The sequence below is a fragment of the Aquimarina addita genome (assembly GCF_039539305.1).
In the GTDB taxonomy this organism is placed as follows: Bacteria; Bacteroidota; Bacteroidia; order Flavobacteriales; family Flavobacteriaceae; genus Aquimarina; species Aquimarina addita.
Genome location: NZ_BAABCW010000010.1, coordinates 165,124 through 188,752 on the forward strand (window position 1 = coordinate 165,124; position 23,629 = coordinate 188,752).

At 32.1% G+C, this 23,629-nt stretch carries 22 protein-coding genes; 14 read left to right on the top strand and 8 right to left on the bottom strand.

Annotated elements, in window-relative coordinates; genetic code table 11:
• Nucleotides 1-210: 210 nt before the first annotated feature.
• Nucleotides 211-744 (top strand): hypothetical protein, encoded by a 534-nt coding sequence (locus ABD816_RS13390; RefSeq protein WP_344928136.1) that lies wholly within the window; start codon nucleotides 211-213, stop codon nucleotides 742-744.
• Between the two features lie 117 nt (nucleotides 745-861).
• Here the strand turns inward: ABD816_RS13390 and ABD816_RS13395 are convergent, their stop codons facing one another.
• The 3 genes from ABD816_RS13395 to ABD816_RS13405 form a co-directional block, all read right to left on the bottom strand.
• Nucleotides 862-2,205 carry an RICIN domain-containing protein gene (locus ABD816_RS13395; RefSeq protein WP_344928138.1) on the bottom strand — a complete coding sequence of 448 codons (1,344 nt, stop codon included), beginning with the start codon at nucleotides 2,203-2,205 and terminating at the stop codon, nucleotides 862-864.
• A gap of 373 nt (nucleotides 2,206-2,578) precedes the next feature.
• Entirely contained in the window at nucleotides 2,579-4,558 is a 1,980-nt protein-coding gene (locus tag ABD816_RS13400; RefSeq protein WP_344928141.1) for a polysaccharide lyase family 7 protein, read from the bottom strand.
• 350 nt (nucleotides 4,559-4,908) lie between these two features.
• A complete protein-coding gene (locus ABD816_RS13405) occupies nucleotides 4,909-6,606 on the bottom strand; it encodes a polysaccharide lyase family 7 protein (RefSeq protein WP_344928144.1) in 1,698 nt (565 codons plus the stop codon).
• 495 nt (nucleotides 6,607-7,101) lie between these two features.
• Here ABD816_RS13405 and ABD816_RS13410 point away from each other — a divergent pair, with 495 nt between their 5' ends.
• Nucleotides 7,102-9,720: a TonB-dependent receptor gene (locus tag ABD816_RS13410; protein ID WP_344928146.1), complete on the top strand. Its 2,619-nt coding sequence runs from the start codon at nucleotides 7,102-7,104 to the stop codon at nucleotides 9,718-9,720.
• A 237-nt stretch (nucleotides 9,721-9,957) separates the two neighbouring features.
• Here ABD816_RS13410 and ABD816_RS13415 read toward each other — a convergent pair whose 3' ends face one another.
• Nucleotides 9,958-10,548 carry an outer membrane beta-barrel protein gene (locus ABD816_RS13415; protein ID WP_344928148.1) on the bottom strand — a complete coding sequence of 197 codons (591 nt, stop codon included), beginning with the start codon at nucleotides 10,546-10,548 and terminating at the stop codon, nucleotides 9,958-9,960.
• A 118-nt stretch (nucleotides 10,549-10,666) separates the two neighbouring features.
• Nucleotides 10,667-11,014: a 4Fe-4S dicluster domain-containing protein gene (locus ABD816_RS13420; RefSeq protein ID WP_344928150.1), complete on the bottom strand. Its 348-nt coding sequence runs from the start codon at nucleotides 11,012-11,014 to the stop codon at nucleotides 10,667-10,669.
• Between the two features lie 65 nt (nucleotides 11,015-11,079).
• Between ABD816_RS13420 and ABD816_RS13425 the strand changes: the two genes are divergently transcribed.
• The 6 genes from ABD816_RS13425 (at nucleotide 11,080) to ABD816_RS13450 (ending at nucleotide 17,461) form a co-directional block, all read left to right on the top strand.
• Nucleotides 11,080-12,141, top strand: a complete 1,062-nt coding sequence (locus ABD816_RS13425) for an acyl-CoA reductase (protein WP_344928184.1) — start codon at nucleotides 11,080-11,082, stop codon at nucleotides 12,139-12,141.
• Between the two features lie 125 nt (nucleotides 12,142-12,266).
• Complete coding sequence (serC, locus tag ABD816_RS13430; RefSeq protein WP_344928152.1) at nucleotides 12,267-13,331, top strand: 3-phosphoserine/phosphohydroxythreonine transaminase; 1,065 nt, start codon at nucleotides 12,267-12,269, stop codon at nucleotides 13,329-13,331.
• Nucleotides 13,332-13,369: 38 nt separating this feature from the next.
• On the top strand, nucleotides 13,370-14,320 hold the full coding sequence (locus ABD816_RS13435; protein WP_344928155.1) for a D-2-hydroxyacid dehydrogenase: 951 nt from the start codon (nucleotides 13,370-13,372) through the stop codon (nucleotides 14,318-14,320).
• A gap of 244 nt (nucleotides 14,321-14,564) precedes the next feature.
• Complete coding sequence (locus ABD816_RS13440) at nucleotides 14,565-15,200, top strand: DUF937 domain-containing protein (protein ID WP_344928157.1); 636 nt, start codon at nucleotides 14,565-14,567, stop codon at nucleotides 15,198-15,200.
• Nucleotides 15,201-16,412: 1,212 nt separating this feature from the next.
• Nucleotides 16,413-16,832, top strand: coding sequence for a DUF6146 family protein (locus ABD816_RS13445; RefSeq protein WP_344928160.1), 420 nt, complete (start codon nucleotides 16,413-16,415; stop codon nucleotides 16,830-16,832).
• Nucleotides 16,833-16,936: 104 nt separating this feature from the next.
• Entirely contained in the window at nucleotides 16,937-17,461 is a 525-nt protein-coding gene (locus ABD816_RS13450) for a DUF6787 family protein (protein ID WP_344928163.1), read from the top strand.
• A gap of 312 nt (nucleotides 17,462-17,773) precedes the next feature.
• Here ABD816_RS13450 and ABD816_RS13455 read toward each other — a convergent pair whose 3' ends face one another.
• From ABD816_RS13455 to msrA, 3 genes are read right to left on the bottom strand one after another with little or no spacing between them, the layout of a single operon-like run.
• Nucleotides 17,774-18,088, bottom strand: a complete 315-nt coding sequence (locus ABD816_RS13455) for a hypothetical protein (RefSeq protein ID WP_344928165.1) — start codon at nucleotides 18,086-18,088, stop codon at nucleotides 17,774-17,776.
• A gap of 57 nt (nucleotides 18,089-18,145) precedes the next feature.
• Nucleotides 18,146-18,742 (bottom strand): GTP cyclohydrolase I FolE, encoded by a 597-nt coding sequence (gene folE, locus ABD816_RS13460; protein ID WP_344928167.1) that lies wholly within the window; start codon nucleotides 18,740-18,742, stop codon nucleotides 18,146-18,148.
• Between the two features lie 18 nt (nucleotides 18,743-18,760).
• The gene (gene msrA / locus ABD816_RS13465) at nucleotides 18,761-19,306 is read right to left on the bottom strand and encodes a peptide-methionine (S)-S-oxide reductase MsrA (protein WP_344928168.1); all 546 of its coding nucleotides are present in this window, start codon (nucleotides 19,304-19,306) and stop codon (nucleotides 18,761-18,763) included.
• A gap of 239 nt (nucleotides 19,307-19,545) precedes the next feature.
• Here msrA and ABD816_RS13470 point away from each other — a divergent pair, with 239 nt between their 5' ends.
• From ABD816_RS13470 to ABD816_RS13490, 6 genes are all read left to right on the top strand, one after another.
• On the top strand, nucleotides 19,546-20,205 hold the full coding sequence (locus ABD816_RS13470) for an ABC transporter ATP-binding protein (RefSeq protein ID WP_344928170.1): 660 nt from the start codon (nucleotides 19,546-19,548) through the stop codon (nucleotides 20,203-20,205).
• Nucleotides 20,206-20,213: 8 nt separating this feature from the next.
• Nucleotides 20,214-20,621 (top strand): GNAT family N-acetyltransferase, encoded by a 408-nt coding sequence (locus tag ABD816_RS13475; RefSeq protein ID WP_344928172.1) that lies wholly within the window; start codon nucleotides 20,214-20,216, stop codon nucleotides 20,619-20,621.
• On the top strand, nucleotides 20,611-21,408 hold the full coding sequence (locus ABD816_RS13480; protein WP_344928173.1) for a TIGR02757 family protein: 798 nt from the start codon (nucleotides 20,611-20,613) through the stop codon (nucleotides 21,406-21,408). Before ABD816_RS13475 ends, ABD816_RS13480 begins: the two co-directional genes overlap by 11 nt.
• Nucleotides 21,389-21,604: a transposase domain-containing protein gene (locus ABD816_RS22310; protein ID WP_425549118.1), complete on the top strand. Its 216-nt coding sequence runs from the start codon at nucleotides 21,389-21,391 to the stop codon at nucleotides 21,602-21,604. Before ABD816_RS13480 ends, ABD816_RS22310 begins: the two co-directional genes overlap by 20 nt.
• A gap of 104 nt (nucleotides 21,605-21,708) precedes the next feature.
• Nucleotides 21,709-22,842 carry an FAD-dependent monooxygenase gene (locus tag ABD816_RS13485; protein ID WP_344928175.1) on the top strand — a complete coding sequence of 378 codons (1,134 nt, stop codon included), beginning with the start codon at nucleotides 21,709-21,711 and terminating at the stop codon, nucleotides 22,840-22,842.
• Nucleotides 22,839-23,267, top strand: coding sequence for a DUF3995 domain-containing protein (locus ABD816_RS13490; RefSeq protein ID WP_344928177.1), 429 nt, complete (start codon nucleotides 22,839-22,841; stop codon nucleotides 23,265-23,267). The genes ABD816_RS13485 and ABD816_RS13490 overlap by 4 nt, the downstream gene beginning before the upstream one ends.
• Nucleotides 23,268-23,629: the final 362 nt, after the last annotated feature.

Here is a 23,629-nt window from a genome sequence, read left to right on the forward strand (position 1 = left end):
TACTTATAAAATTAGCCTGTCTTTATTGATGACACAGCACTTATTTTCTATATAAATCAAAAGGATTCTATTAATCATAAATGCGTTAAAATTGTAAAAAACAGTTTTAAAATGATTTTAAAGGATCAAGTTACGTTTGCATATTACACATGGGTACCATTATTGATTTATTTATTTTTTGTAATTTTATACAACCAAACAAATTAATCAATGAAAAATCTAAATTTAGTAGTTACCTCCGCCTTAATCTGTTCCTTTCTTGGTTTTGGACAATCAGAAAAGACAGAAATAAATGATAGTATTCCGAAAAAAAATATATCTCAAGAAATTGTTACTAAAACAATTAAAGTAAAAGGAGCTAATGGAGAAGAAAAAATTATTACTCAGGAGCAAGTTATTACAAAAGAAAGTGAACTAAAATTAAATCCTGATGATCAAGACAAAACAAATCAGACTGCTACCTATTCTCCAGAAGAAGTATCTGTAAAAAATTCTGATTCCTTTTCTAATGAGAAGTTATATTCTTTAACAGAAGATGGAAAAAATTATATAATAAAATTTGTTGATGAAAAAGGAGAAAGAGTTTCAAAAGCAGTGTTGTTAAGCAATGATTATTATTTAATCCATAATGGAGATAAAGATAATTGTTTAGGCCATTTTGGTGAAAATAAAATATTGATTATTGAAATGTTTGATTCAGAAACAAATAGTGTTGTAAATAAAGAATACAAACCAATTAAGTAACCATTTATAATAATTAAAAAAACCTGAACAACTTAAAAATTGTTCAGGTTTTTTTGGATAGTGATTCAACAAACTGTGTAAATCAAATTTTGGATACTTTCGTTTTTGTCTCTACTATTAATTATCCGGACTTACTGTTAAATCTTTAATTAATACTTGTCCATAAACACTTGATCCTGAATGACTGCTACTAGTTGATTGTAAGTAACAACCAGCCTTAAAGTAGTTTTCATTAGCATTTCCGATATCCACAGATCTAAACAAAGTTTGAGTTCTGTTTCCACTACTATTCAAATTATATAAAGATACTACACCATTAGTCATGGCTAATTCAAAATAGTATTCAGTATCCATTTGCATATTGAAATCAATAGTTCTTCCCTGTCCTTCAATTTCTTCAGTTACATATCCTAAAATCCTAAGATCAATACTTCCAGAGTTTTGACCAGAATTTCCTTGAACTTGTACTCTAATTACATCATCATAAGAGTCATCTCTTTCATGAATTTGACCAAAAGCCAACTTTCCTGAAGGTGGTAAATCCTCAATTTTAAAACGCCATTTCATAGAGTGAGTAGTACTGGTATTACCATTCCAATAATTACTACCTCCATTAATTAATTCTCTTAATTCTGTTCTAGGGTTTGAAGATCCTCCTGAAGTTGGATTTCCCGGGTAACATCTGAAAGCAGCGTAACCATCTTTTTCAAAAAAGAAATGGCTTTCATTTAAACTAGCACTGTCTGCATAATTCAAACCGTTATCACTACTTCCTACACTAAGAGACCCAGTGTAACCATTTAATTTCCAACCATTTCCGATAATTGCTGATGCAGTACCTCCTCCACCTGTTGGCGGATTAGTAGTTCCACCTACTTCTGTAAAAAACCATTGAAACTTTGTAGTTCCATCCCAGGAACGCGATTCTAGATCAGCACCATTAGCAGTACTGCCACCAATTACTCCCACTGATTTACCACTGTCACGGGATTTTAATCTATAGTAACCATTTCCAGTACTTAGAATTTCCCATTCCTGATGACTTGTTCCTTGATAAGCCCATATCTGAACCTTACCACCATTGGCATTATTTCCTCCCGAAATTTCAAGAGACTTACCACTATCTACTCCTTTTAATCTGTAATAGCCATTACCTACACTTATGACTTGCCATTGTCTGTGAGTTCCACTTGCATTACCCCATTGTTGTACAACAGCACCATTAGAGTTACTTTTATTAGTAACATCCATGTGTAATCCACTTTTTCTATTCCTTAGATAATACGTTTTACCTGCAACTGGTGTTGCTTTTTCCAAAGCTTCTTCTTTTTCAATACTTTCTGTTGTTGTGTCGAATTCTTCGGTTTCACAAGAAACAAACATCAATAAAGCCGATGCTAAGAATAGTTTACCTACCGATAATGGCAGTAATCCCCGCTTTTTAGTTAAATAATTTTTCATAAAATTAAGATTATGTGTTAATTAATGTGTGACTTATATTGATCGACCAATTTTAAAATTGGACAACCAATTAGTACAAAAATAATGTTTAAAAAACTAAAAAATAAATATTTGAGCAATTTTTAATTAAAAAATTGCTAAATACATTTTTATTTTATTAAAAAATTAACATATAATCAATTTAACATTTTTAATAACTTTAATAAAAATCAATTAAACCAACCTAAAAAAGCAATAATCTGTTTTATTTATTTAATTTGAATGGCATAAAACCTTTTTAATAATCTATTCGATTATTCACAAAAAAAGAGACTACCTTTTCAAATAGCCTCTTTTTAAAAATATATTAAGGTGGTTAAATTATTTTTAATACTTAATAAGTTACCTGAAGAGACATATCTTTTACTCTGACTTCTCCATAAGCACCATAAGCTTCATTACTATACCCTTCATTAGGTTTGCAGGTTGAAAGTGTCATTGAAGACTGTGTATAGCACCCCACTTTAAAATACCCTGTAGTATCATCGGCAATCCACTCATCCTCCCATGGATCCAGATTTGGTCTACTTTCATTTATTATTCTACAAGTAATGACCCCTTTATCTACCGTTACTGTTACTCTTAACTGTTCTCCTAACATATAAGGTAATACATTCTCAGCAGTAGAATTTTCATTCTGTACCACATGAAGTCCTTGTCTGTCCGCTCTATATTCTACACGTAAAGGCTCATCATCAGGTCCATGGATTTGTACCATAGAAACTTCTGGTTTTTCTACAGGTAAATGAGTAGCTCTAACACGAACATCCAAATATTGATAATCCTGCATACTCCAGTAATTATCATCTCCTCCAGGAGTTTGTCTTAATTCTGATCTGGTATAACTGGATCCACTAGTAGTAGCTCCTCCTACATGAGCTTTAAAAACTACTTCATCTGCATCTACATAGAAATATTTAGAAAATGGCTCTGGAATATTTCCTGTAATATCTCTAATCTCAAATGCATTTCTATTTCTATCATCACAATCTTGCGCTCCCATACTATCGTTACCATCTTTATCTAAAGGAAAAGTAATTTTCCATTTTTCTAAACCTGATAATATACTTGCTGGTGTTCCACCACCTGATACTGGAGGGATATCGCCTTTTGGTGTTACTTCTATGATTCTGACATCAGAACTATTTCCAGATGTGTCCATTGCTACTATCGTAAAAGTATAAAGCTTTTCATTTGTCAAACCGTTGATTACTGTACTATTACCTTCTATTTCCAATTGCTTATCATCATAGGTGATTTGTACATTTTTAAAGTCTTCATTATCAGGGTTATTCCAACTTAATGCAACTGATGCATCACCAGCAGTAGCAATCAATTCTCTTACAGGAGATGGCGGAGTTGTATCTACTGTTCCGGGATCACCGACCTGTCCATAAATTTCTGTTTCAATAATACTATTCCAGCTATTTAATGAATTCCCAAAACAAGAGATTCTTACATATCGTGCTTTAGTTGCTTCAAATTCATAAGTTTCGAACCCTTCGGTAGTTCCACTACTACCCGTAGTCTTTGCATTATAAACATTCCTAAACTCTTTATTCGGAAAATTACTAACTCTAATTTTAAAATATGCTTTTCTTTCATCACCCTTAAGCCAAGCAATTTTAAGACTTGTTAAAGTTTTTATAGCTCCTAAATCATATGTTATGTATTTACCTTCTGCCCCATTAGATGACCATCTGGATACTTCAGCTAAATCTTGATCTATAGTATTTTCGGGATCATATCCATTTTGATTCCCATTAGAAGAAGCACTAATAGGTTTTATAACACCTATCTCTGCTGAAGAAGAGGAATCAATAATTTCTAAAATAAAATCATCAAAACGGACGTCACCATTACTTCTGGTTCCAACTATAACAGCAGAAGAAGAATCACTACTATTAAAAGATATTACAATCTTTTCATAACCGTCAGTTGTATCAAAATCAACAGTTTTTCCTCCAATTGATAGTGTACCCTGTCCTTCTACCCAAGCACTTAATGAAAAATCTGTATTCCTCTCTAAAACTACAGTCTGTTCTATCTTACCCGTAGAACTAGTAACCTTACCAGCTCTGGAACCCGAATATTCATCACCTGAAATTGAATAATTACTTTCATCTCCCCAGCCTACTTTACCTAATTCAAAACCAGGGTTTTGTATAGTAATAAAACTTTTAAGAGTATCATTTTCTTTAGATGAAATTTCTTCAGAAAACTCTTCTTTGGTACAAGAATAGAAAAAAAACAGAAATGAAATTACAAAGAAGGAAGCCAACTTTGTTCTTGAAAAAAACATAGTATGTTTCATAAATACGCTGAGTTTGTGTGTGTTTAACTTTTTATATTTTTAGAAGATCAAAGGTAGTATACGTAATTTGTGAAAAATTAAAAGAACAAGAATTCGAAACCCTAAAAATAGAATTCGTAAACAACCAACTATTATTCGATTTAAATCTGGTTGACCAATTTTAAAATGATGATAAAAAAAAGGAACGCCACGAGACACTCCTTTTTTTTACTAACTCAATATTAGTTAGAATACCACTCTGGTACTGAGCAATTTTTGCTTTTCTAATTCTAAATACTGTAATTAAATAAAAAGGTTCGAAAAATAAATTTTCGAACCTTTTATTTTTACTAATTTATTGAACCATTTTCCTAATTTGGCGTCGTTTTTATAACTTTAAATTCTGTTACGCCTTTTCCACTTGTAGGTTTAGATTGTAAATAATTACCCGCTTTAAAATAATTACCCGGAGAATTAATGTTGTTATATTCTTTAACTTCGGTGTTATTCAAATATACTCTTACAGTACTATTTTGTGCCTCTATTCTCATAGTTATCTCATCTCCCATTGTATAAGACCCTATATCATCAGCATTATCATTAACTACGTCACCCATTACATATAAGGTACTGGATGCCCCAGAAGTTTGAGCTCCAGAACTTCTAATCTGAAGTCTAATAATATCATCAAACCCATACTCCTCAAGACCGTGAATCTGAGCAAAGCACACTTTACCAGAACTTGGTGTTTCTGTAATTCGGACAGTAACTTCTAATTTTCTTAAGGTAGAAGATCTCATATCCCACTCAATCTCATCACTTCCATCACTAGTCATTTCTCTAAGTTCAGATCTAGGATTATCTGATCCTATAGTCGAAGAAGATCCGGCTTCGCAAGTAAATCGAACCCAGTTTCCTTCAATAGAAAAATAGTCAGGATCATCATATTCTGTAAAGCTAGGGTCACCAGAATAGCTATTGTCATCTTCATCTACATAAATCTCATCTGCTTTTCCGTTACCACTTTGATCTTTTGGTACAGTAATTTTCCAATTGGTTAGTCCTAAGAAATCATAAGGGTAATCTCCTCCTCCAGTTGTTGGCGGAGGTGGTGGTGTTACAGGTGTATCCCCATTTCCAAATACTTGCACTTCTGCCAGTGATAGAAAATTAGTTCCTTTTAATTTTATTCTCACTCTTGACCCCACAGCTCCATCAGCATCTATCGTTACGTATGGGCTTGGAGTATCTGTAACTGTAGTTTTGTAGACCTGTTGACCTGCATCATTATATACAAAGACATCAAAGTTACTTAATCTATCAGAACAACAGTTAGTTCTGTTCCAAATAACAATATCGCCAATCGCATATTCCTCTCCTAGTCTAACTTGCCACCAGGGTGAGGCCGTTTTGCTTGTATGAGTAATCGTAGCATCTCCCCAGTTACCAGAAGTGTTACCATCTACTGCACGCTCAGGAGAACCGCTATAAGCAGTTGACGACTGCTCCGCCACTTTGCCCAGTGCCAAATTACCTTCGGCTGTACCTCCGCCACCGCCAGTACTATTCAATTCAAAATCATCAAATCGAACATCGCCACTATCTCGGGTACCTAAAATTGTAACCGAAGAAGCGTTTCCACTATTAAATGTTACAGAAACTTCTTCAAAACTACTCGTATTAAAGTCATTAGTTTGCCCTCCTATGGATAATTTTCCATTACCTTCTACCCACGCAGTCAAAACATAATTGGTATTAGAACTCACGTTTACAGTTTGTTCAATTTTATTAGAAGAACTCGTGATTTTACCTGACCTGCTACCGCTATGAGAATCACCTGAGATTGCATAGTTTGATCCATCACCCCAGCTCACTTCTCCTGACTCAAAACCTGGGTTTTGAATATTTACAGAAGCTTTATTTGTAGCATCTTCCTTTAGTACACCTGACAAATCTTCATCAAATTGTTCTGTAGTACAACTTATTACAACCAAGAACATTAGAGATAACGTAAGTTTAGGTAGCAATAAAAAAGACAACTTTCCCTTAATCCTAGAAACCATTTTCATTGTATTAGTTATTTATAAAAGTTAATTTTTGTGTTATCAGAATACCAATAAAAAAATTGGTCAACCAATACTTCAATATTAGTAATTTATTAACGTCTAAAAAAGGATTTTATCAAAATATCTATAAAAAAAATGCAATAACGATAAATACAAGTCCCTGAAAATGTAGAATTGATAATGAAAATTTAAACTGATAAATCATAGAAAATTCCTACAAACACAGAGTTTCCTGAATTATATAATTCAAAATATATGTAAGGATTTAGCAGAAAAAAAGGTGTTAATAACAAATAAAATAAATCGTTAAAAACATATTTTTTACGCCTTAAATAGGGGAAAAATGATAAAAATTATCTTTTGAAAATCCATTTTCGTAGGAAAAAACGTCAAATTGTGTGTGATGACTAGTTAATTTTTTCATAAATGCCTTACTGGGAAACCAATTTCATTTTTAATGAATACCTTTAGTTTATTAACATTATTAAACTAACATATATGAAAAAAATCACACTCATTTTATTTGGCTTACTTACAACATTAAGCTTTGCTCAACAAACGATTACTGGCGTAGTTACCGATACATCCGGAACACCTATACCCTTTGCTAATATCTCGGAAAAAGGAACCAATAATGGTACTGCCACCGATGATGATGGAAATTATACAATTACTGTAGCTGAAAACGCAACTCTTGTTTTTAGTTTTATTGGTTTTACCTCTCAAGAAGTTGATGTCAATACGCAAACTATTATTAATGTTACATTATCAGAAGGACAGGAATTAAGTACTATCGTGGTGGTAGGGTCCAGAAGTCCAAAAAGAACAGCTACGGATACACCCGTTGCTATCGATATTATTGATATGGAGGAAATCATTACTAAAAGTGGTAAGATTGAAATTAATGAATTATTACAATACACCGCTCCTTCATTTAATGCTAATAAACAATCAGGCTCTGATGGAGCGGATCATATCGACCCAGCTTCTTTGCGAGGTCTGGGCCCAGATCAGACCTTAGTTTTGATTAATGGAAAAAGAAGACATGGTTCTTCTTTAATTAATATTTTTGGTACCAGAGGTAGAGGAAATTCTGGAACTGATCTTAACGCTATACCAGCTTCTTCTATTAAAAGAATAGAAATATTGAGAGATGGTGCAGCTGCACAATATGGCTCTGATGCTATCTCAGGGGTAATTAATATTGTTTTAAAGGATAACACAGGTAAACTTAGTGGTAGCGTTAGCTATGGAGCATACAATACTAATGCTAAAGGAGATTTCCCTAATGGAACTCCTAATACAGATGGAAATCGATTAGATACAGAAAATGATGGAAATCGTATTGCTGATGATCAATCATTTGATGGCGGTTCAGTAAAAGTAACTGCTAACTATGGAGTAGAGATTGGAGAAGGTGGATATGCTAACTTTACTACAGAGTATCTTAGTAAGAATAAAACCTTGCGTCCTGGTTATGATTTTAGGAGAGGTTTTGGAGAAGCTGCAATAGATGGTTTTAACTTTTTTGTCAACTCTGCCATACCCATATCAGACAAAACAGAGTTCTACGCATTTGGAGGAAGAAACTATAGAGATACGGATGCTTTCGCATTTACACGTAATGGCGGAGAGCGCGTAGTCACTTCTATTTATCCTAATGGTTTTACTCCCAGAATCACATCTAATATTATTGATAATTCTATTTCTGCCGGAGTAAGAACAGAAACCAATGGAGGTTGGAATATTGATATTAGTAATACCTGGGGTAAAAATAATTTTCATTATTTTATTGAGGGTACACTCAATGCGTCTTTAGAAGACTCCTCTCCTACGGAGTTTGATGCAGGTGGTCATAGTCTGAGCCAAAATACTATCAATTTAGATTTCTCTAAATTTTATCCTGATATGGCAAAGGGTTTAAATCTTGCCTTTGGAACTGAATATAGAACTGAGAATTTTACAATTTTTGCCGGAGAAGAAGGTTCGTATGCAACCTATGACGTAAATGGACTTGCCATCACGGATCCAACACAAGTACAACCTGTAGATGAAGATTCTGGAGAATTAAGACCAGGAGGTTCTCAAGGTTTCCCTGGTTACAGCCCAGCAAATGAAGTAGACCGTTCACGTTCTAATCTATCTTTATATTCTGATGCAGAACTGGACATAACAGATTCTTTTTTAATAGCTGCTGCTGCCAGATTTGAAAACTACAGTGATTTTGGTAGTACGATTAATGGAAAACTGGCATTACGAGTAAAAGCGACAGAGGATATAAATATAAGAGGATCTATAAGTACCGGATTTAGAGCTCCATCCTTAGCTCAGATTTATTATAATCTTAGATTCACAGATTTTCAGGGTGGTGTAGCTTCAGAAACTTTATTATCACCTAATAATAGTCCGGTGACAGCCTCTTTTGGTATAGGTGCGCTAGAAGAAGAAACTGCTATTAATGCATCAGTAGGAGTTACTGCTACTTTTGGAGATTTTACAGCTACTGTAGACACCTATTATATCGATGTAAAAGATCGTATTGTTTTAACAGGAACTTTTGATGCTACCGAAATTCCTAATGTAGCAGCTGCTCAATTTTTTGCTAATGGAGTAAATACCGAAACTACCGGATTAGATGTAATCTTATCTTGGAAAGGAAATTACGATTTTGGAAATTTATCTGCAACCATGGCTGGAAATGTAAATAATATGGTTATTAAGGATGTAAATAATGGAGATCTAGATGAAAGCATATTCTTTGGAGAGAGAGAAAAAGCATTTTTACTGGCTTCAGCACCAGAAAGCAAATTTGCTTTAAACTTAAACTACAGTAAAGAGAGATTTAATGCTGGTATTGCAATGACTCGTTTTAGCGAAATTATACTTATCGATTTTGCAGATGAGGAAGATGTTTATGATGCTAAAATTACTGCAGATTTAAATATTGGTTATAAACTTACTGATCAATTAAAACTAACTCTGGGAGGCAATAATATTTTTAATGAATATCCGGATCAACAAAATGATGGAAACACAGAGGCCGGTGGATATTGGGATGCTGTACAAATGGGATTTAGCGGCGCCTATTATTATGCAAGATTAGATGTGAACTTTTAAAACATAAAATCTTATTTTCTAAAAAGAGGCCGTCTAAAAAGTATTTAGGCGGTCTTTTTTTAGGTTATAAACATAAAATTATGGTAAACAACTATTTTTTAAAAAATAATACAAAAAGAAAACAGTATAAAATTAAAATTCCCAAGGAAGCTCACTTCATTGGGAATTACATCATATATTTAACCTAACAAATAGTATGTATTATTTACTACTATTCATAAAATCAGTTTTTATTTATTAGCGTCTTGCATCATAAATTCTAAAACGTACTCCTACTCGCGCGTATATATCAAAAAAAGTACTTTCTACATCGGTTAAATTGTCTGTAAAATCATTCATAGCTCCCACTTCCAGCATCACATCAAACATTTCTCCGATCATTTGAGAAAACCCTACTCCATAAGTCCCTCCGATAACCAATTGTTCATAATCTTCATTTTCTAATTCTACTCCATCAACTTCTATATTGGCATTTAATCTAAAAGAAGGACCTACATTAACAAAAGGCCTAAAACGTGACTTTCCCTGATTGAATAAATATCTAAATTTTGGATTGAAACCAAACTGGAGTGCTTTAAAATCTCCTACATTTTCTATTTCACTATTTCTTTGCAATGCTTCAATTGAAAACACAATACTCGTTTTTGCTCTTACCCCCATGACATAACCATAACCCGCATTAAAATAAAAGCCAGATCCACGACTGGTATCTGCATCTTCAAGATTTAAACTAGAATTGGTTAAACCACCAGTAACTTCCCATCGATACTGCCCATAAGAGGTTATTGAAAAGATTATTAAAAATGTAAAAAGTAATATATTTCTCATAATTTAAAATTTAGATTTGAGGTAGTATTAATGACGAAAATACTAAAAAATTAAAAAGCGACCATAAAAAAAACCTATCTAAACAGATAGGCTTTTCATATTTTTCATAAAGGATTAATTATTTATGCATAAATCCCTGCTTTTCTAATAAAAATTCTTCCGTTTCTACTATATCCTCATCAGGAATACAGCAATCTACAGGACATACGGCTGCGCATTGAGGCTCTTCATGAAAACCTTTACATTCAGTACATTTATCAGGTACGATATAATAAATCTCATCGCTGATTGGTTCTTGAGATTCTTCAGAATTAACAGCTTTACCTCCTGGCAATACTACATCTCCCTCTAAATCAGTACCATCAGCGTATCTCCAGTCATCCGCTCCTTCATAAATTGCGGTATTAGGACATTCAGGCTCACATGCTCCGCAGTTTATACATTCATCTGTTATTATAATTGCCATAGCTTTTTTTATTCTAAATTTGCACAACAAAAATAACTCCTATACTAGTGATAAACAAATTAGAAATGGTATTAAATGATCGGATCACCGCATTTTCTGAACTAGGAAACTTTTTAAGTCAATTTAAATCCTCTGGTTATGAGAAGGTTAACAACATCTCCTACACTGATGAATTTTTTGATGGAATGGTTGAAAAAATAAATTCTACTAAACATCATAATGGATGGTTTACTAAAGAGAATATTGTTTTTGCAATATCTCAATGGAGTCAAGCATTAACTATCAATAATTTAGGACAATGGTTATCTCCGTATTCAATACCTGAAGGTACCCCAAAAACTGTTGGGATTATTATGGCTGGTAATATTCCTTTGGTTGGTTTTCATGATTTTCTTTGTGTATTAATCAGTGGACATCGTGTATTGGTGCGTCAATCTTCTAATGATGATCAACTGTTACCTTATATAGCTTCATATTTAATGGCTATAGAACCCAGGTTTAACGATCTGATTTCTTTTACAAAAGAAAAATTTACAAATTTTGATGCTATCATCGCAACAGGAAGTAATAATACAGCTCGTTATTTTGAACATTATTTTGGCAAAAAACCTCATATAATTCGTAAAAATAGAAATTCTGTTGCTATACTTACAGGAAATGAAACAAAAGAAGAATTGACAGCACTTGGAGAAGATATTTTTAGATATTTTGGACTAGGTTGTAGAAGTGTTTCTAAATTAATGGTGCCAGAAAATTATGACTTTAATTTATTTTTTACCGCTTTATATCCATATAATGATATTATAAATGGTGCTAAGTATGCTAATAATTATGATTATAATAAGGCAGTCTATCTTATGAGTAATTTTAAATTATTAGAGAATGGCTTTATTATCTTAAAGGAAGATAGTAGTTACGGATCTCCCATTGCTACTTTATTCTACGAAAAATATACGTCAAAAGAGGAATTACAACAAAAGTTAGAAGCAAATAAAGAAAATTTACAGTGTATTGTAAGTAATAACTTTTCTAAAGAAAGTATTGATTTCGGAACCACTCAGTACCCTTCATTATCTGATTATGCAGATAACAAAGATGTTATTGAATTTTTAACAACAATTAATTAAATAATTTATCATTTTGATAATGATTTTGTATAAGATTATTAGCACCTTTGTTATGTTTTTTTAATCTGGTTAAAAAACCAGAAATCAAGACTAAAATTTAACAAATAAAACATTAAAAACTACTGATGAAAAAGCATAACTTTAGCGCAGGACCTTGTATTCTACCACAAGAAGTATTTAAAGAGGCCTCCCAAGCTGTATTAGATCTGAACGACTCTGGATTATCGATTTTAGAAATTTCACATCGTAGTAAAGATTTTGTTGATATTATGGAAGAAGCCAGAAGTCTGGCTTTAGAATTACTTGGTTTAGAAGGTAAAGGGTATAAAGCACTGTTTTTACAAGGTGGTGCTAGTACACAGTTCTTAATGGTAGCATACAATTTACTGCAATCCAAAGCAGGTTATATCAATACAGGTAGCTGGAGTGATAAAGCTATTAAAGAAGCAAAACTTTTTGGTGATGTTATTGAATTAGCATCTTCTAAAGATGCTAACTATAATTACATCCCCAAAGGATACGAAATACAAGATGGATTAGACTATGTACATTGTACTAGTAATAATACCATTTTTGGAACACAGATTAAAGATTTTCCGATTTCAGAAACACCTTTAATTTGTGATATGAGTAGTGATATATTTTCACGACAATTAGACTTTTCTAAGTTTAGTTTAATTTATGCAGGAGCTCAAAAAAATATGGGACCGGCAGGAACAACACTAGTTGTTGTAAAAGAAGATATTCTGGATAAAGTTGAAAGACAAATTCCGTCGATGTTAGATTATAAAGTACACATCAGTAAAGGCAGCATGTTCAATACTCCTCCTGTTTTCCCTATTTATACCTCTATGCTTACTTTAAGATGGTTAAAGAAACTAGGTGGAATTGCTGTAATGGAAGAACAAAATGAAAAGAAGGCAAAACTTATATATTCTGAAATAGACTTAAACCCGTTGTTTAAAGGATTTGCTGCTCATGAAGACCGATCTATGATGAACGCAACATTCAGTTTAGTGGATGAAGATCTTAAAGAGACTTTTGATGCTATGTGGAAAGAAGCAGGTATTAACGGTGTAAATGGTCATAGAAGTGTAGGAGGCTATAGAGCAAGTATGTATAATGCAATGACTATAGAAAGTGTTGCTGCACTTGTAGACGTAATGGGTGATCTGGAACGTAAAGCATAAGTAATAAAAAGTTTAATTTTAAGTTTTAAATTCTAAAAATGAAAGTATTAGCAAACGACGGAGTATCTCAAAGCGGAATTGACGCTTTAGAAAAAGAAGGTTTTGAGGTGTTAACCACAACTGTCGCACAAGACCAACTAGTCAATTACATAAATGAAAACGAGATTAATGTTTTATTAGTTCGAAGTGCTACTAAAGTAAGAACCGATATTATTGATAATTGTTCGTCTTTAAAGATAATTGGTCGTGGCGGTGTTGGTATGGATAATATTGATGTGGCGTATGCACGTGAAAAAGGATTACACGTAATCAATACACCTGCTGCTTCATCAGGATCTGTTGCAGAATTAGTTTTTGCTCATTTATATGGAGGTGTTCGTTTTTTACACGATGCTAATCGCAATATGCCATTAGAAGGTGATAGCAAATTCAAAAATCTGAAGAAAGCCTATGCCAATGGTATAGAATTAAGAGGAAAAACATTAGGGGTTTTGGGTATTGGACGTATTGGTCAGGCTACTGCAAAAATAGCTATCGGTGCTGGAATGAAAGTTATTGCTTTTGATCCTTTTATAGAAGAAGTAGATATTCCTTTAGAATTTTTTGATGGGCAGTCTATTTCAGTAAAAATTAAAACAATATCGAAAGAAGAAGTATTAAAACAAGCTGATTTCTTCACATTACACGTTCCTGCACAAAAAGAATATGTTATTGGAAAAGCGGAATTTGCACAGATGAAAGATGGTGCTGGCATAGTAAATGCTGCTCGTGGAGGTGTTATTGATGAAGTGGCATTAGTTGATGCTTTAGAGAGTGGTAAGTTATCATTTGCCGGTCTTGATGTATTCGAAAACGAACCAAGCCCTGCTATTAAGGTATTAATGAATCATAAAATTTCTTTAACTCCTCATATTGGAGCTGCTACAGGAGAAGCACAAGATCGTATTGGTCAAGAATTAGCTGATCAAATCATAACGATTCTTAAATAAGCAAAAAATACTTTATTTAGTATAAAGCGGTATTCTTTCTAAGAAAGTGTACCGCTTTTTTTAATTAGAAATTTTGGTCTTAGCTTCCTTTTATATAGCCATCTTAAAAAAAAAATATTTAAAAACGGTTTATCGATGAATTCTACTTATCATCTATTATCATATGAAATAAAACAAGAAATAGTATATACTCTTCAAAATAAAGCTGTAAATTTAAATTTATGAATAATAAAAATTTATAATCATGTCTGGAATCTTAGATCTTTTAAATAGCCCAATGGGGCAACAAATAGTGAGTGGAGTAAGTGGTCAAACTGGTCAATCTACTGATAAAACAGGAAGTGTATTAAGCATGGCATTGCCAGTCCTTATGGGGGCAATGCAGAAAAACGCATCAACACCAGAGGGAGCATCTGGTTTATTAAGTGCTATCTCTGGTAAGCATTCTGGAGGTGGTATTTTAGATAACTTAGGAGGCCTATTTGGTGGCGGTGTAGAAGAAAGCGTTACTAATGATGGTGCAGGAATTTTAAGCCATATATTAGGTACTAAGCAAACTGGTGTAGAAAGTGCTATTAGTCAAAAATCTGGTGTAGATTCAGGATCTGTTAGCCAAATTTTAAAAGTTGCTGCACCGATTCTTATGGGAGTTCTTGGAAAACAGGCTTCCCAGAATAATGTAACGGATACAAATGGATTAACAAGTATGCTTGGAGGAATGCTGGGTGGTGGAACTGGTTCTAAACAACAATCTCTTATCGAATCTTTCTTAGATGCAGATGGTGATGGCAGTGTTCTCGATGACGTAGCAGGTATGGTATTAGGAGGTAACAAAAGCGGAGGTGTTGGCGGACTTCTTGGTGGATTATTTGGTAAATAAATAGTATCGGCGCATATATAATTAAATTAATAAACCTTGACATTGTCAGGGTTTATTAGTTATAGGTATGCACTAGATAACTCCTACCCTATCTAATTTCATATTTAAAAAATACTACTCTACATAGAGAACTAAAGCTACAAAAATAATAAGATTGGCTTAGGAAAACTATCTAATCTATTCTTATAGATACATAGAATATTATAGAAATAATTCGGTTAATACCCTTATAAAATGATTCAATTTTATAGATAATTATGATGGTCCGACGTTATTTTGGCAGGTTTTGTTTTAATTAGGAAATCAATGAAAATATAGAATCCCAAAATGTGAGTTATGTTTATAAAAACTGTAAATACATTATTAGAAAAAAATAATTCATTAATTGGTACTAATGAAGTAATAAATATACATAAACAGGCTACTATCAATATATTAAGACCTCTTTTATAAATATCAATAATATAAATAAAATAGGAAGCAATAATATATAGTAATAGGCTGGACACACTTAGGATCACAAGTGGAATCATATCTTTTATAAAATCATACACCAAATGAGAAATAGAATATATTAAGTACACAATCAAAAATGAACTAATAAGTATGGGTACTGATAAAAGAGAACGCACCCTAAACCTTTTAGTTTTCATAAATTTAATCAATACTAAAGTACATATTATAAAATAAGTCGAAGTTAAAATACAGATAGCAGGTAAATACTTTTCGAAATCAAAGTATACAAGAATGTCACATAGAATCATTAGAAATAAACCAAATACATACAAAAAGCTTACATTATTAGCTTTCTTTATATAAATTATCGCTAATGATACAATTACAATAGGTAATATATACATCAAAAGCTTTCTATCAAAAAAGGCAGCTATAATAATTGCAACGCAAGATGAAATGTAAAATGGTAAATCTAAAAACTCAATATTCTTTAAAAATTTCAAAAAAATAGTTTCTTATACCAGATATACTTCAAATTCAATAAAAATTTAAAGCATATCTGTATTAGTTAAATAGCTTTGGTTAACTATATAAGCAAAAGATAGTGAAAAAAAAGACTTAATCCTAAGTAACAATATATCAGATCTATTGCTATAACAATTCTACTAAGCTAAAATTGATTTTTTTTGTCAATGGTTGAACGATTAAAATGTTAAACTATATAGGCTTCACAAGACTTTTTTGTAATTTGTATTTATGAAAAACTGTCTTTATATATTAATTTTTACTTTATCTATTTATAGTTGTGCGACTACTAAAAATGATTTATTAGAAAAGAAAATTTCTACAAATACATCAGATACCTTAAGAATTGCTAATGATGAATTAGAATACGAAATTTTAATTATAGAACCTGGATTTAATAGTTGGGTAACTACTCAAAAACCCAGAGGGTTTTATAATGAAAAATTCTTAGAAAACAGAAACAGGCTATATGTATTAGAATACAACCAAAGGGTATTACAACCACAGAGATTTAATCCTAACTTATACGAACAGCAAATAAATTATAATTCTGGTATTCATTATGGATATGAGGTAAATTATATGCTTTACAATTACTTTTTATATTTTGAACAACGATACAAACAGAATTTCACCTTCTCCAGAGGGTAATTAATACGATACTTGTTTCTCCAATATTAAATCATTCATAGAGCTCTAAAGTCAATTTATACATTGATATTGATTGGTACTAATTTTTATAGTATTTTTGCAATATGGAAAAATTTAAAGATCGATGGGAAATAAAGGCTAATTGGCAGCTTATTTTTCCAGTTCTTGGTTTATTGGGATTAGTACTTTCATCATACCTAATAAGTAATAAAATTGTTACTTCCTTTCTTAAAGTATCAGAACATCAAGATGCTTACCTGATATCTTTAATAATACTTACTATATTCTTTCTTATCCCCTTATTAGGAGGTACCTTATGGATATTTAAAATATTAGAAAAAAAATGGAAAGTAAATTATAGATGGGAAATGATCGCTATTTTCATGGTTTTTGCCATTACTGGTTCTACAGCTGCAAAAATATCTGACCCGATCATTTCATTATTGGGATTTTATAGAGAATCTACAAGCGGCTGGATTTATTGGCCTCTTCGTATTCTACTTATTTTTCCTGTTTATCAATTATTATTGGTATTTATTGGATGGTTTTTTGGACAATTTACATTCTTTTGGGAATTTGAAAAAAAGATGCTTAGCAGATTAGGATTTGCACGTCTTTTTAAACAGTAAGCCCGTCAATTCATTTTTTACGTTAAAGACAACAACAGGTATTTTGTTCAGTTCTTTTCATTCTATTATCCGTTAGTTACATCTACTTAGTTTTGAAAATTTCTGTTATCAAACTTATCAGTCATTTCTTTAGTAACTTCATTTAGTAATTCAAAAAGTATGATTTAAGTTTCTGACAGAGATAATGTCAGATCATTTTCTTTTATTAAATAAAAGAAATAAAATCCAAATTTTTTGACCTTATACAGATTGCTATAAGCTTTTTCTTCAAAATAACTTCTCGATAGCTAGGTGATATTGAAGCCAATCTCACTAAGAAGGGTCTACTTCTATATAATCTTTCGATGAATCCTTTTTTGATGATTCTTTATTAAAAACGTAGGTATAAAACCACATAATGGTAAAAGTAGGTACAACATCTACAAATGGTAAGGCCTCTTCTACAAAAGAGAAAACTGCAGCAGCTTTCCCGACTTTTCCTTTATACAATTTGGTCATTAGGTATGCGGATATAGGGGCCCAGATAACATCCCCATACTCTCCAACACCTGGAATAAAAAAAGAAACCATTCCTAAGGCGTCAAAAAGCAATCCTAAAGCTAATGTTCTGTACTTATTATCTTTCATAATTAATTTTACTTATAATTTACAAAATTTAAAGCAAAGAACATTCCAAAAAAGATTTTATGACAAATCAGCGGTAATCAATCTCAAAAATTCTGATCGAGTTTCATTCTTTTCAAACTGTCCCCTAAAACCAGAAGTTGTCGTTACTGAATTTTGTTTCTGTACACCACGCATCATCATACACATATGAGAAGCTTCTATAACTACCGCTACACCTTTTGGCTTTAATGTATCATTAATACACTCTAATATATCATGAGTCAGTCGTTCTTGTACCTGCAATCTTCGTGCAAATACATCCACAATTCGGGGGATTTTACTTAAACCAACGATGTATCCATTAGGGATATAGGCAATATGAGCTTTCCCAAAAAATGGTAACATATGATGTTCACATAAGGAATACAGTTCAATATCTTTGACTATAACCATATCATCATACCCTTCTTTAAACATAGCACCTCTTAAAATATCCTCTGGGTTTTGATGATATCCTTGCGTAAGAAATTGCATCGCTTTTGCTGCTCTTTCTGGAGTTTTAACAATTCCTTCCCTTTTAACATCCTCTCCTAAATCATTAATAATAGACGAAAATTTATCTTTAATATCATCCGTTACTTTAATATTGTACTCCTCAAATTTATTATACGGCATATGGTTCTTATTCTGTATTTATTTTTTTAATTTATTTTTAAAAGTAGCGTGCAATTTACTCAGTTTGGGATTAATTACAAACTGACAATATCCCTGGTCACTATGTAAATTATAATAATTCTGATGATCATCTTCTGCATGATAAAAAACTCCCAATGCTGTTACTTCTGTAACTATAGAGTTATCAAATACATTATTAGTCGTTAAATCTGCAATTAACTCTTGAGCTACTTTTTTTTGTTGTTCATCATTGTAAAAAATTGCACTTCGGTACTGCGTACCACGATCTGCACCTTGTTGATTTAAAGTTGTGGGATTGTGCGTAGCAAAAAAGATTTCCAAAAGTTCGTGATACGAAATAACAGCAGGATTAAATTCAATTTTAATAGCCTCTGCATGACCCGTTCTTCCGGTCGTTATCTCTCTATATGCAGGATTTTTGATCGTTCCACCAGTATATCCAGATGTTACTTTTGATACACCTTCTAATCGCTGAAAAACAGCTTCAGTACACCAAAAACAACCTCCTGCTAAAACCGCTATGTCTAATTTTTTATCATTCATATATATAACTAACTGTTTTTTTGTTTAACAAAAATACATTTATATTAAACAACATTGCTTTTTTTAACTTTTCATTTATACAGCTATTTTATAAAAGTAGTGTTTGAATGATTCAAAAAAGTCATGAGCAATGTATAGATTTAAAACTATATTTAAACTATTAATTCTTATAATAACACTGATAACCTTGCCGAATTTTAGGATATTAGTTACTTTCACTCCTTGAAGAAACAGATAGGATGATTATAGCTAAAAACATTCAAAAATATTACGGAAATCTGCACGTCTTAAAAGGAGTAGATTTACATATTAAAAAAGGTGAAATAATATCGATCGTAGGTGCTTCTGGCGCAGGAAAAACTACTTTATTGCAGATTTTAGGAACCTTAGATCTCGCAGTACCTATGCCAGACAGTGATTTTACAATCAATAAAATAAAAATACAAGCACTATCACAAAAACAACTATCTAAATTCAGAAATGAGCAATTAGGGTTTATTTTTCAATTTCATCAGTTGTTACCAGAGTTTACTGCTTTAGAGAATGTATGTATTCCTGCTTTTATCAAAAAAGTTTCGAAATCAGATGCCGAAAAAAGAGCCAAAGAATTATTAGATTTTCTTGGTTTAAAAGATAGGTATCAACATAAGCCCAGTCAACTTTCTGGAGGGGAACAACAGCGTGTTGCTGTAGCAAGAGCTTTAATTAATAATCCTAAAGTAATTTTTGCAGATGAACCTTCCGGAAACCTGGATAGTGAATCGGCAGAAAACCTTCATCAACTTTTTTTTAAATTAAGAGATCAGTTTGGACAGACCTTTGTAATTGTTACTCATAATGAAGAATTAGCGGATATGGCTGATAGAAAATTAGTCATGGTTGATGGTAAAATTCTTTAAAAACTAGAATGGGTATAAAAATCTCTGATACCAAGGATATTAAAATTGAGGATATAATTGCTTTATATAAAGCTAACCAGTGGAGCGCTGCAAAAAAACCACAGTGGTTATACAAAGGATTACTTAATTCGCATACACTTATTAGTGCCTGGGATAAAGAAAGACTAGTGGGTATTGGCAATGCCATTTCAGATGGATTTTTGGTAGTCTACTACCCTCACCTATTAGTACATCCTGATTATCAAGGCAAAGGAATAGGACAATTAATAGCTGGTGAAATGCAAAAAATCTACAGCGATTTTCATATGCAAATGCTTACTGCTGATGGCAACGCTATAGATTTCTATAAGAAAAATGGTTTTGAAATCGCCGGGGATACCATACCTATGTGGATCTATAATGGAGATGAACATTAATGCAATACTTACTTTGAAAAAATTAAACAAACATCAGCTCAAAGAATTTCTGGACGAAAAGGCTGTATTATATGAACAACCTAAATTTATAGATACTGATCCTGTTCAAATTCCTCATTTGTTTACAAAGAAGAAAGATATTGAAATTTCCGGATTTCTAACCGCTACTATTTCCTGGGGGAATCGTAAAAGTATACTCAACAATGCACATAAATTAATGGAGCTATTGGGAAACTCGCCATATGATTTTGTTATGCATCATACTCAGGAAGACCTGAATAATCTTGATGGATTTGTACATAGAACTTTTAACAGCCTGGATCTGACATATTTTATAACAGCATTAAAAGCGATCTATACTGCATATGGAGATATGGAAGGATTTTTTAAACAGTATCAAAAAGAAACTAATTTTAAAAATGCTATTCACGATTTTAAAACTGAATTTTTTAGCTTACCTCATATGCTTAGAACAGAAAAGCATGTGAGTGACCCTCACAAAAACTCAGCAGCTAAGCGAATAAATATGTTCTTGCGGTGGATGATCCGCGATGCAAAAGCAGGTGTAGATCTCGGTATTTGGAACACCCTCTCTCCTGCTCAACTCTCTTGTCCATTAGATGTTCATTCTGGTAATGTTGCCAGATCATTAGGAATATTAAAACGAAAACAAAATGATGGAAAAGCATTGGATGAATTAGATGCTAAATTAAGAATATTAGATCCTTTGGATCCGGTAAAATATGATTATGCACTGTTTGGGCTAGGTGTTTTTGAGAAATTTTAAGTACATACAATTAAATAAAAAAATTGGATCTCCTACCGCTGTACAGAAAGCAGCTATATTATATTCCTTTTTTGCCACTTGTAAAATCAATAGTATTGATCCCTATACTTGGCTTAAAGATTCATTGCAGAACATACAAGAGTACAAAGCAAATCGTAGTACAAAACCACAGAAATTTATACTCAAGTGGCAATAAACAATTTCAAATCAATTAAAAATCCATTAGATTTGTAGTAAATACAAGGAATATAATAGCAATTGCTATTATAATATTGTTACCACCAATTAGAAAAAACATTTATGAACATAGATATTATTGGAGCAGGAATAGGAGGGTTAACTACCGCTATTGCACTTGAACAAAAAGGAATCAAAACAAGAATTTTTGAACAAGCCGAACAAATAAAACCAGTTGGAGCGGGAATCATTTTGGCTAATAATGCAATGCAAGTTTATGAAAAGTTAGGCTTGCGAAAACTAATTGAGGAAAATGGAAATCCAATTTCTTCAATGAATATTACCAAATCAAGCCTAAAACCTCTTTCTAAAATCGACTTGTCATATTTTGAACAAAAACATAACACCAAAAACATTGCAATTCATAGAGGAACTTTACAACAGATATTAATTGACAAATTAATATCGACCAAAATTAATCTTGACCATAAACTAACTTCAATAGTTGAAAACACAAATGGGTATTCGTTAGAATTTGAAAATGGAGAACGAATACAATCCTCAACGGTTTTGGGTGCTGATGGATTAAATTCAGTAGTTAGACAAAATTTATTCCCGAATAATAGCATCCGAAATGCTAATCAAATATGTTGGAGAGGAATTACGGAATACGAATTACCGATAAAATTCAGAAATGAACTAAACGAGGCCTGGGGAAAATCAGAACGTTTTGGATTTGTTCAAATTGCCCAAAATAAAGTTTATTGGTATGCTTTAAAATCGTTCAAAAAAAATATAAAAGAGTTTTCTATCCACGATTTAGAACAGTATTTCAGCGATTACAATTCAGTAATTAAAGGCATTATAAAATCAACTAAAAAAGAACAAATAAATACTGCCGAAATTTCTGATTTAAAACCAACAAATATTTGGTATAAAGAAAATGTCTGCTTAATAGGAGATTCTGCACACGCAACAACCCCAAATATGGGACAAGGTGCTTGTCAAGCCATAGAAGATGCTTATGTTCTTTCAGAATGTTTGAGCAAATATAAAACTACTAAAGCATTTTCCGAATATCAAAATTTAAGATTGCCTAAAGCACATCAAGTAGTGAAAGCGAGTTGGCTTGTTGGAAAAATGGCACATCTTACAAACCCAGTATTAATTGGTCTGCGTAATCAAATGTTGAGATTAACACCTTCGTCTGTTAATAGAAAACAGAATGAACAAATTTTTCAATTGGCAAAAATATGATAACAGTATTATCCACAATTTTATTTGCTGTTTTTTCTTCACTAGGTTTTATCCATTTTTATTGGCTTTTGGGCGGAAAATGGGGATTGGAAAAGGTAATTCCAACAAAAGAGAATCAGACGAGTACGCTTTCAATTCCTAAATTTGCGACTTTAATTGTTGCTGTGGTTTTACTTCTATTCGGTCTAATTTATCTTGTGAAATCTGGACTTATAAATGTTCAAATTCCAAATTTGGTAACTAAATACGGATATTGGATAATTCCTTCTGTTCTTACTTTAAGAGCAATTGGAGATTTTAAATATGTTGGATTTTTCAAAAAAATAAAGAATACTGAATTTGCGAAAGCTGATTCAAAATGGTTTGTTCCTTTGTGTTTGATAATCGGAATATTTGGAATACTCATACAAATTATGAATAAATAACTGGTGGTAACAATGTATAAAAAACATAGGGCATTTGTGCTAAACCGAAAAGTCTGTGCATATTAACAAAGTCCGCTAAATATAAAATTTGGCGTTTATAGTAGAAAAGATAAAAGCAAAATATTTATATTTAGCTAAGTAACAAACCGAAACGAAAGTGCTTATCACCTGCCCTACGTTTCTTATACTGAACGTTGGGCGTAATTTGGTACGTTAAAGGCACATAGTTTACAAAGTTAAAGGGACATAGTTTACACTTTTTCAAGTTATAATTTGAGACAAAAATCAAATTATTATGCCTTGGAAAAACACAACAACTATGGAACAAAAAATTGAATTTATTTGTGAATGGCGTACTGGAA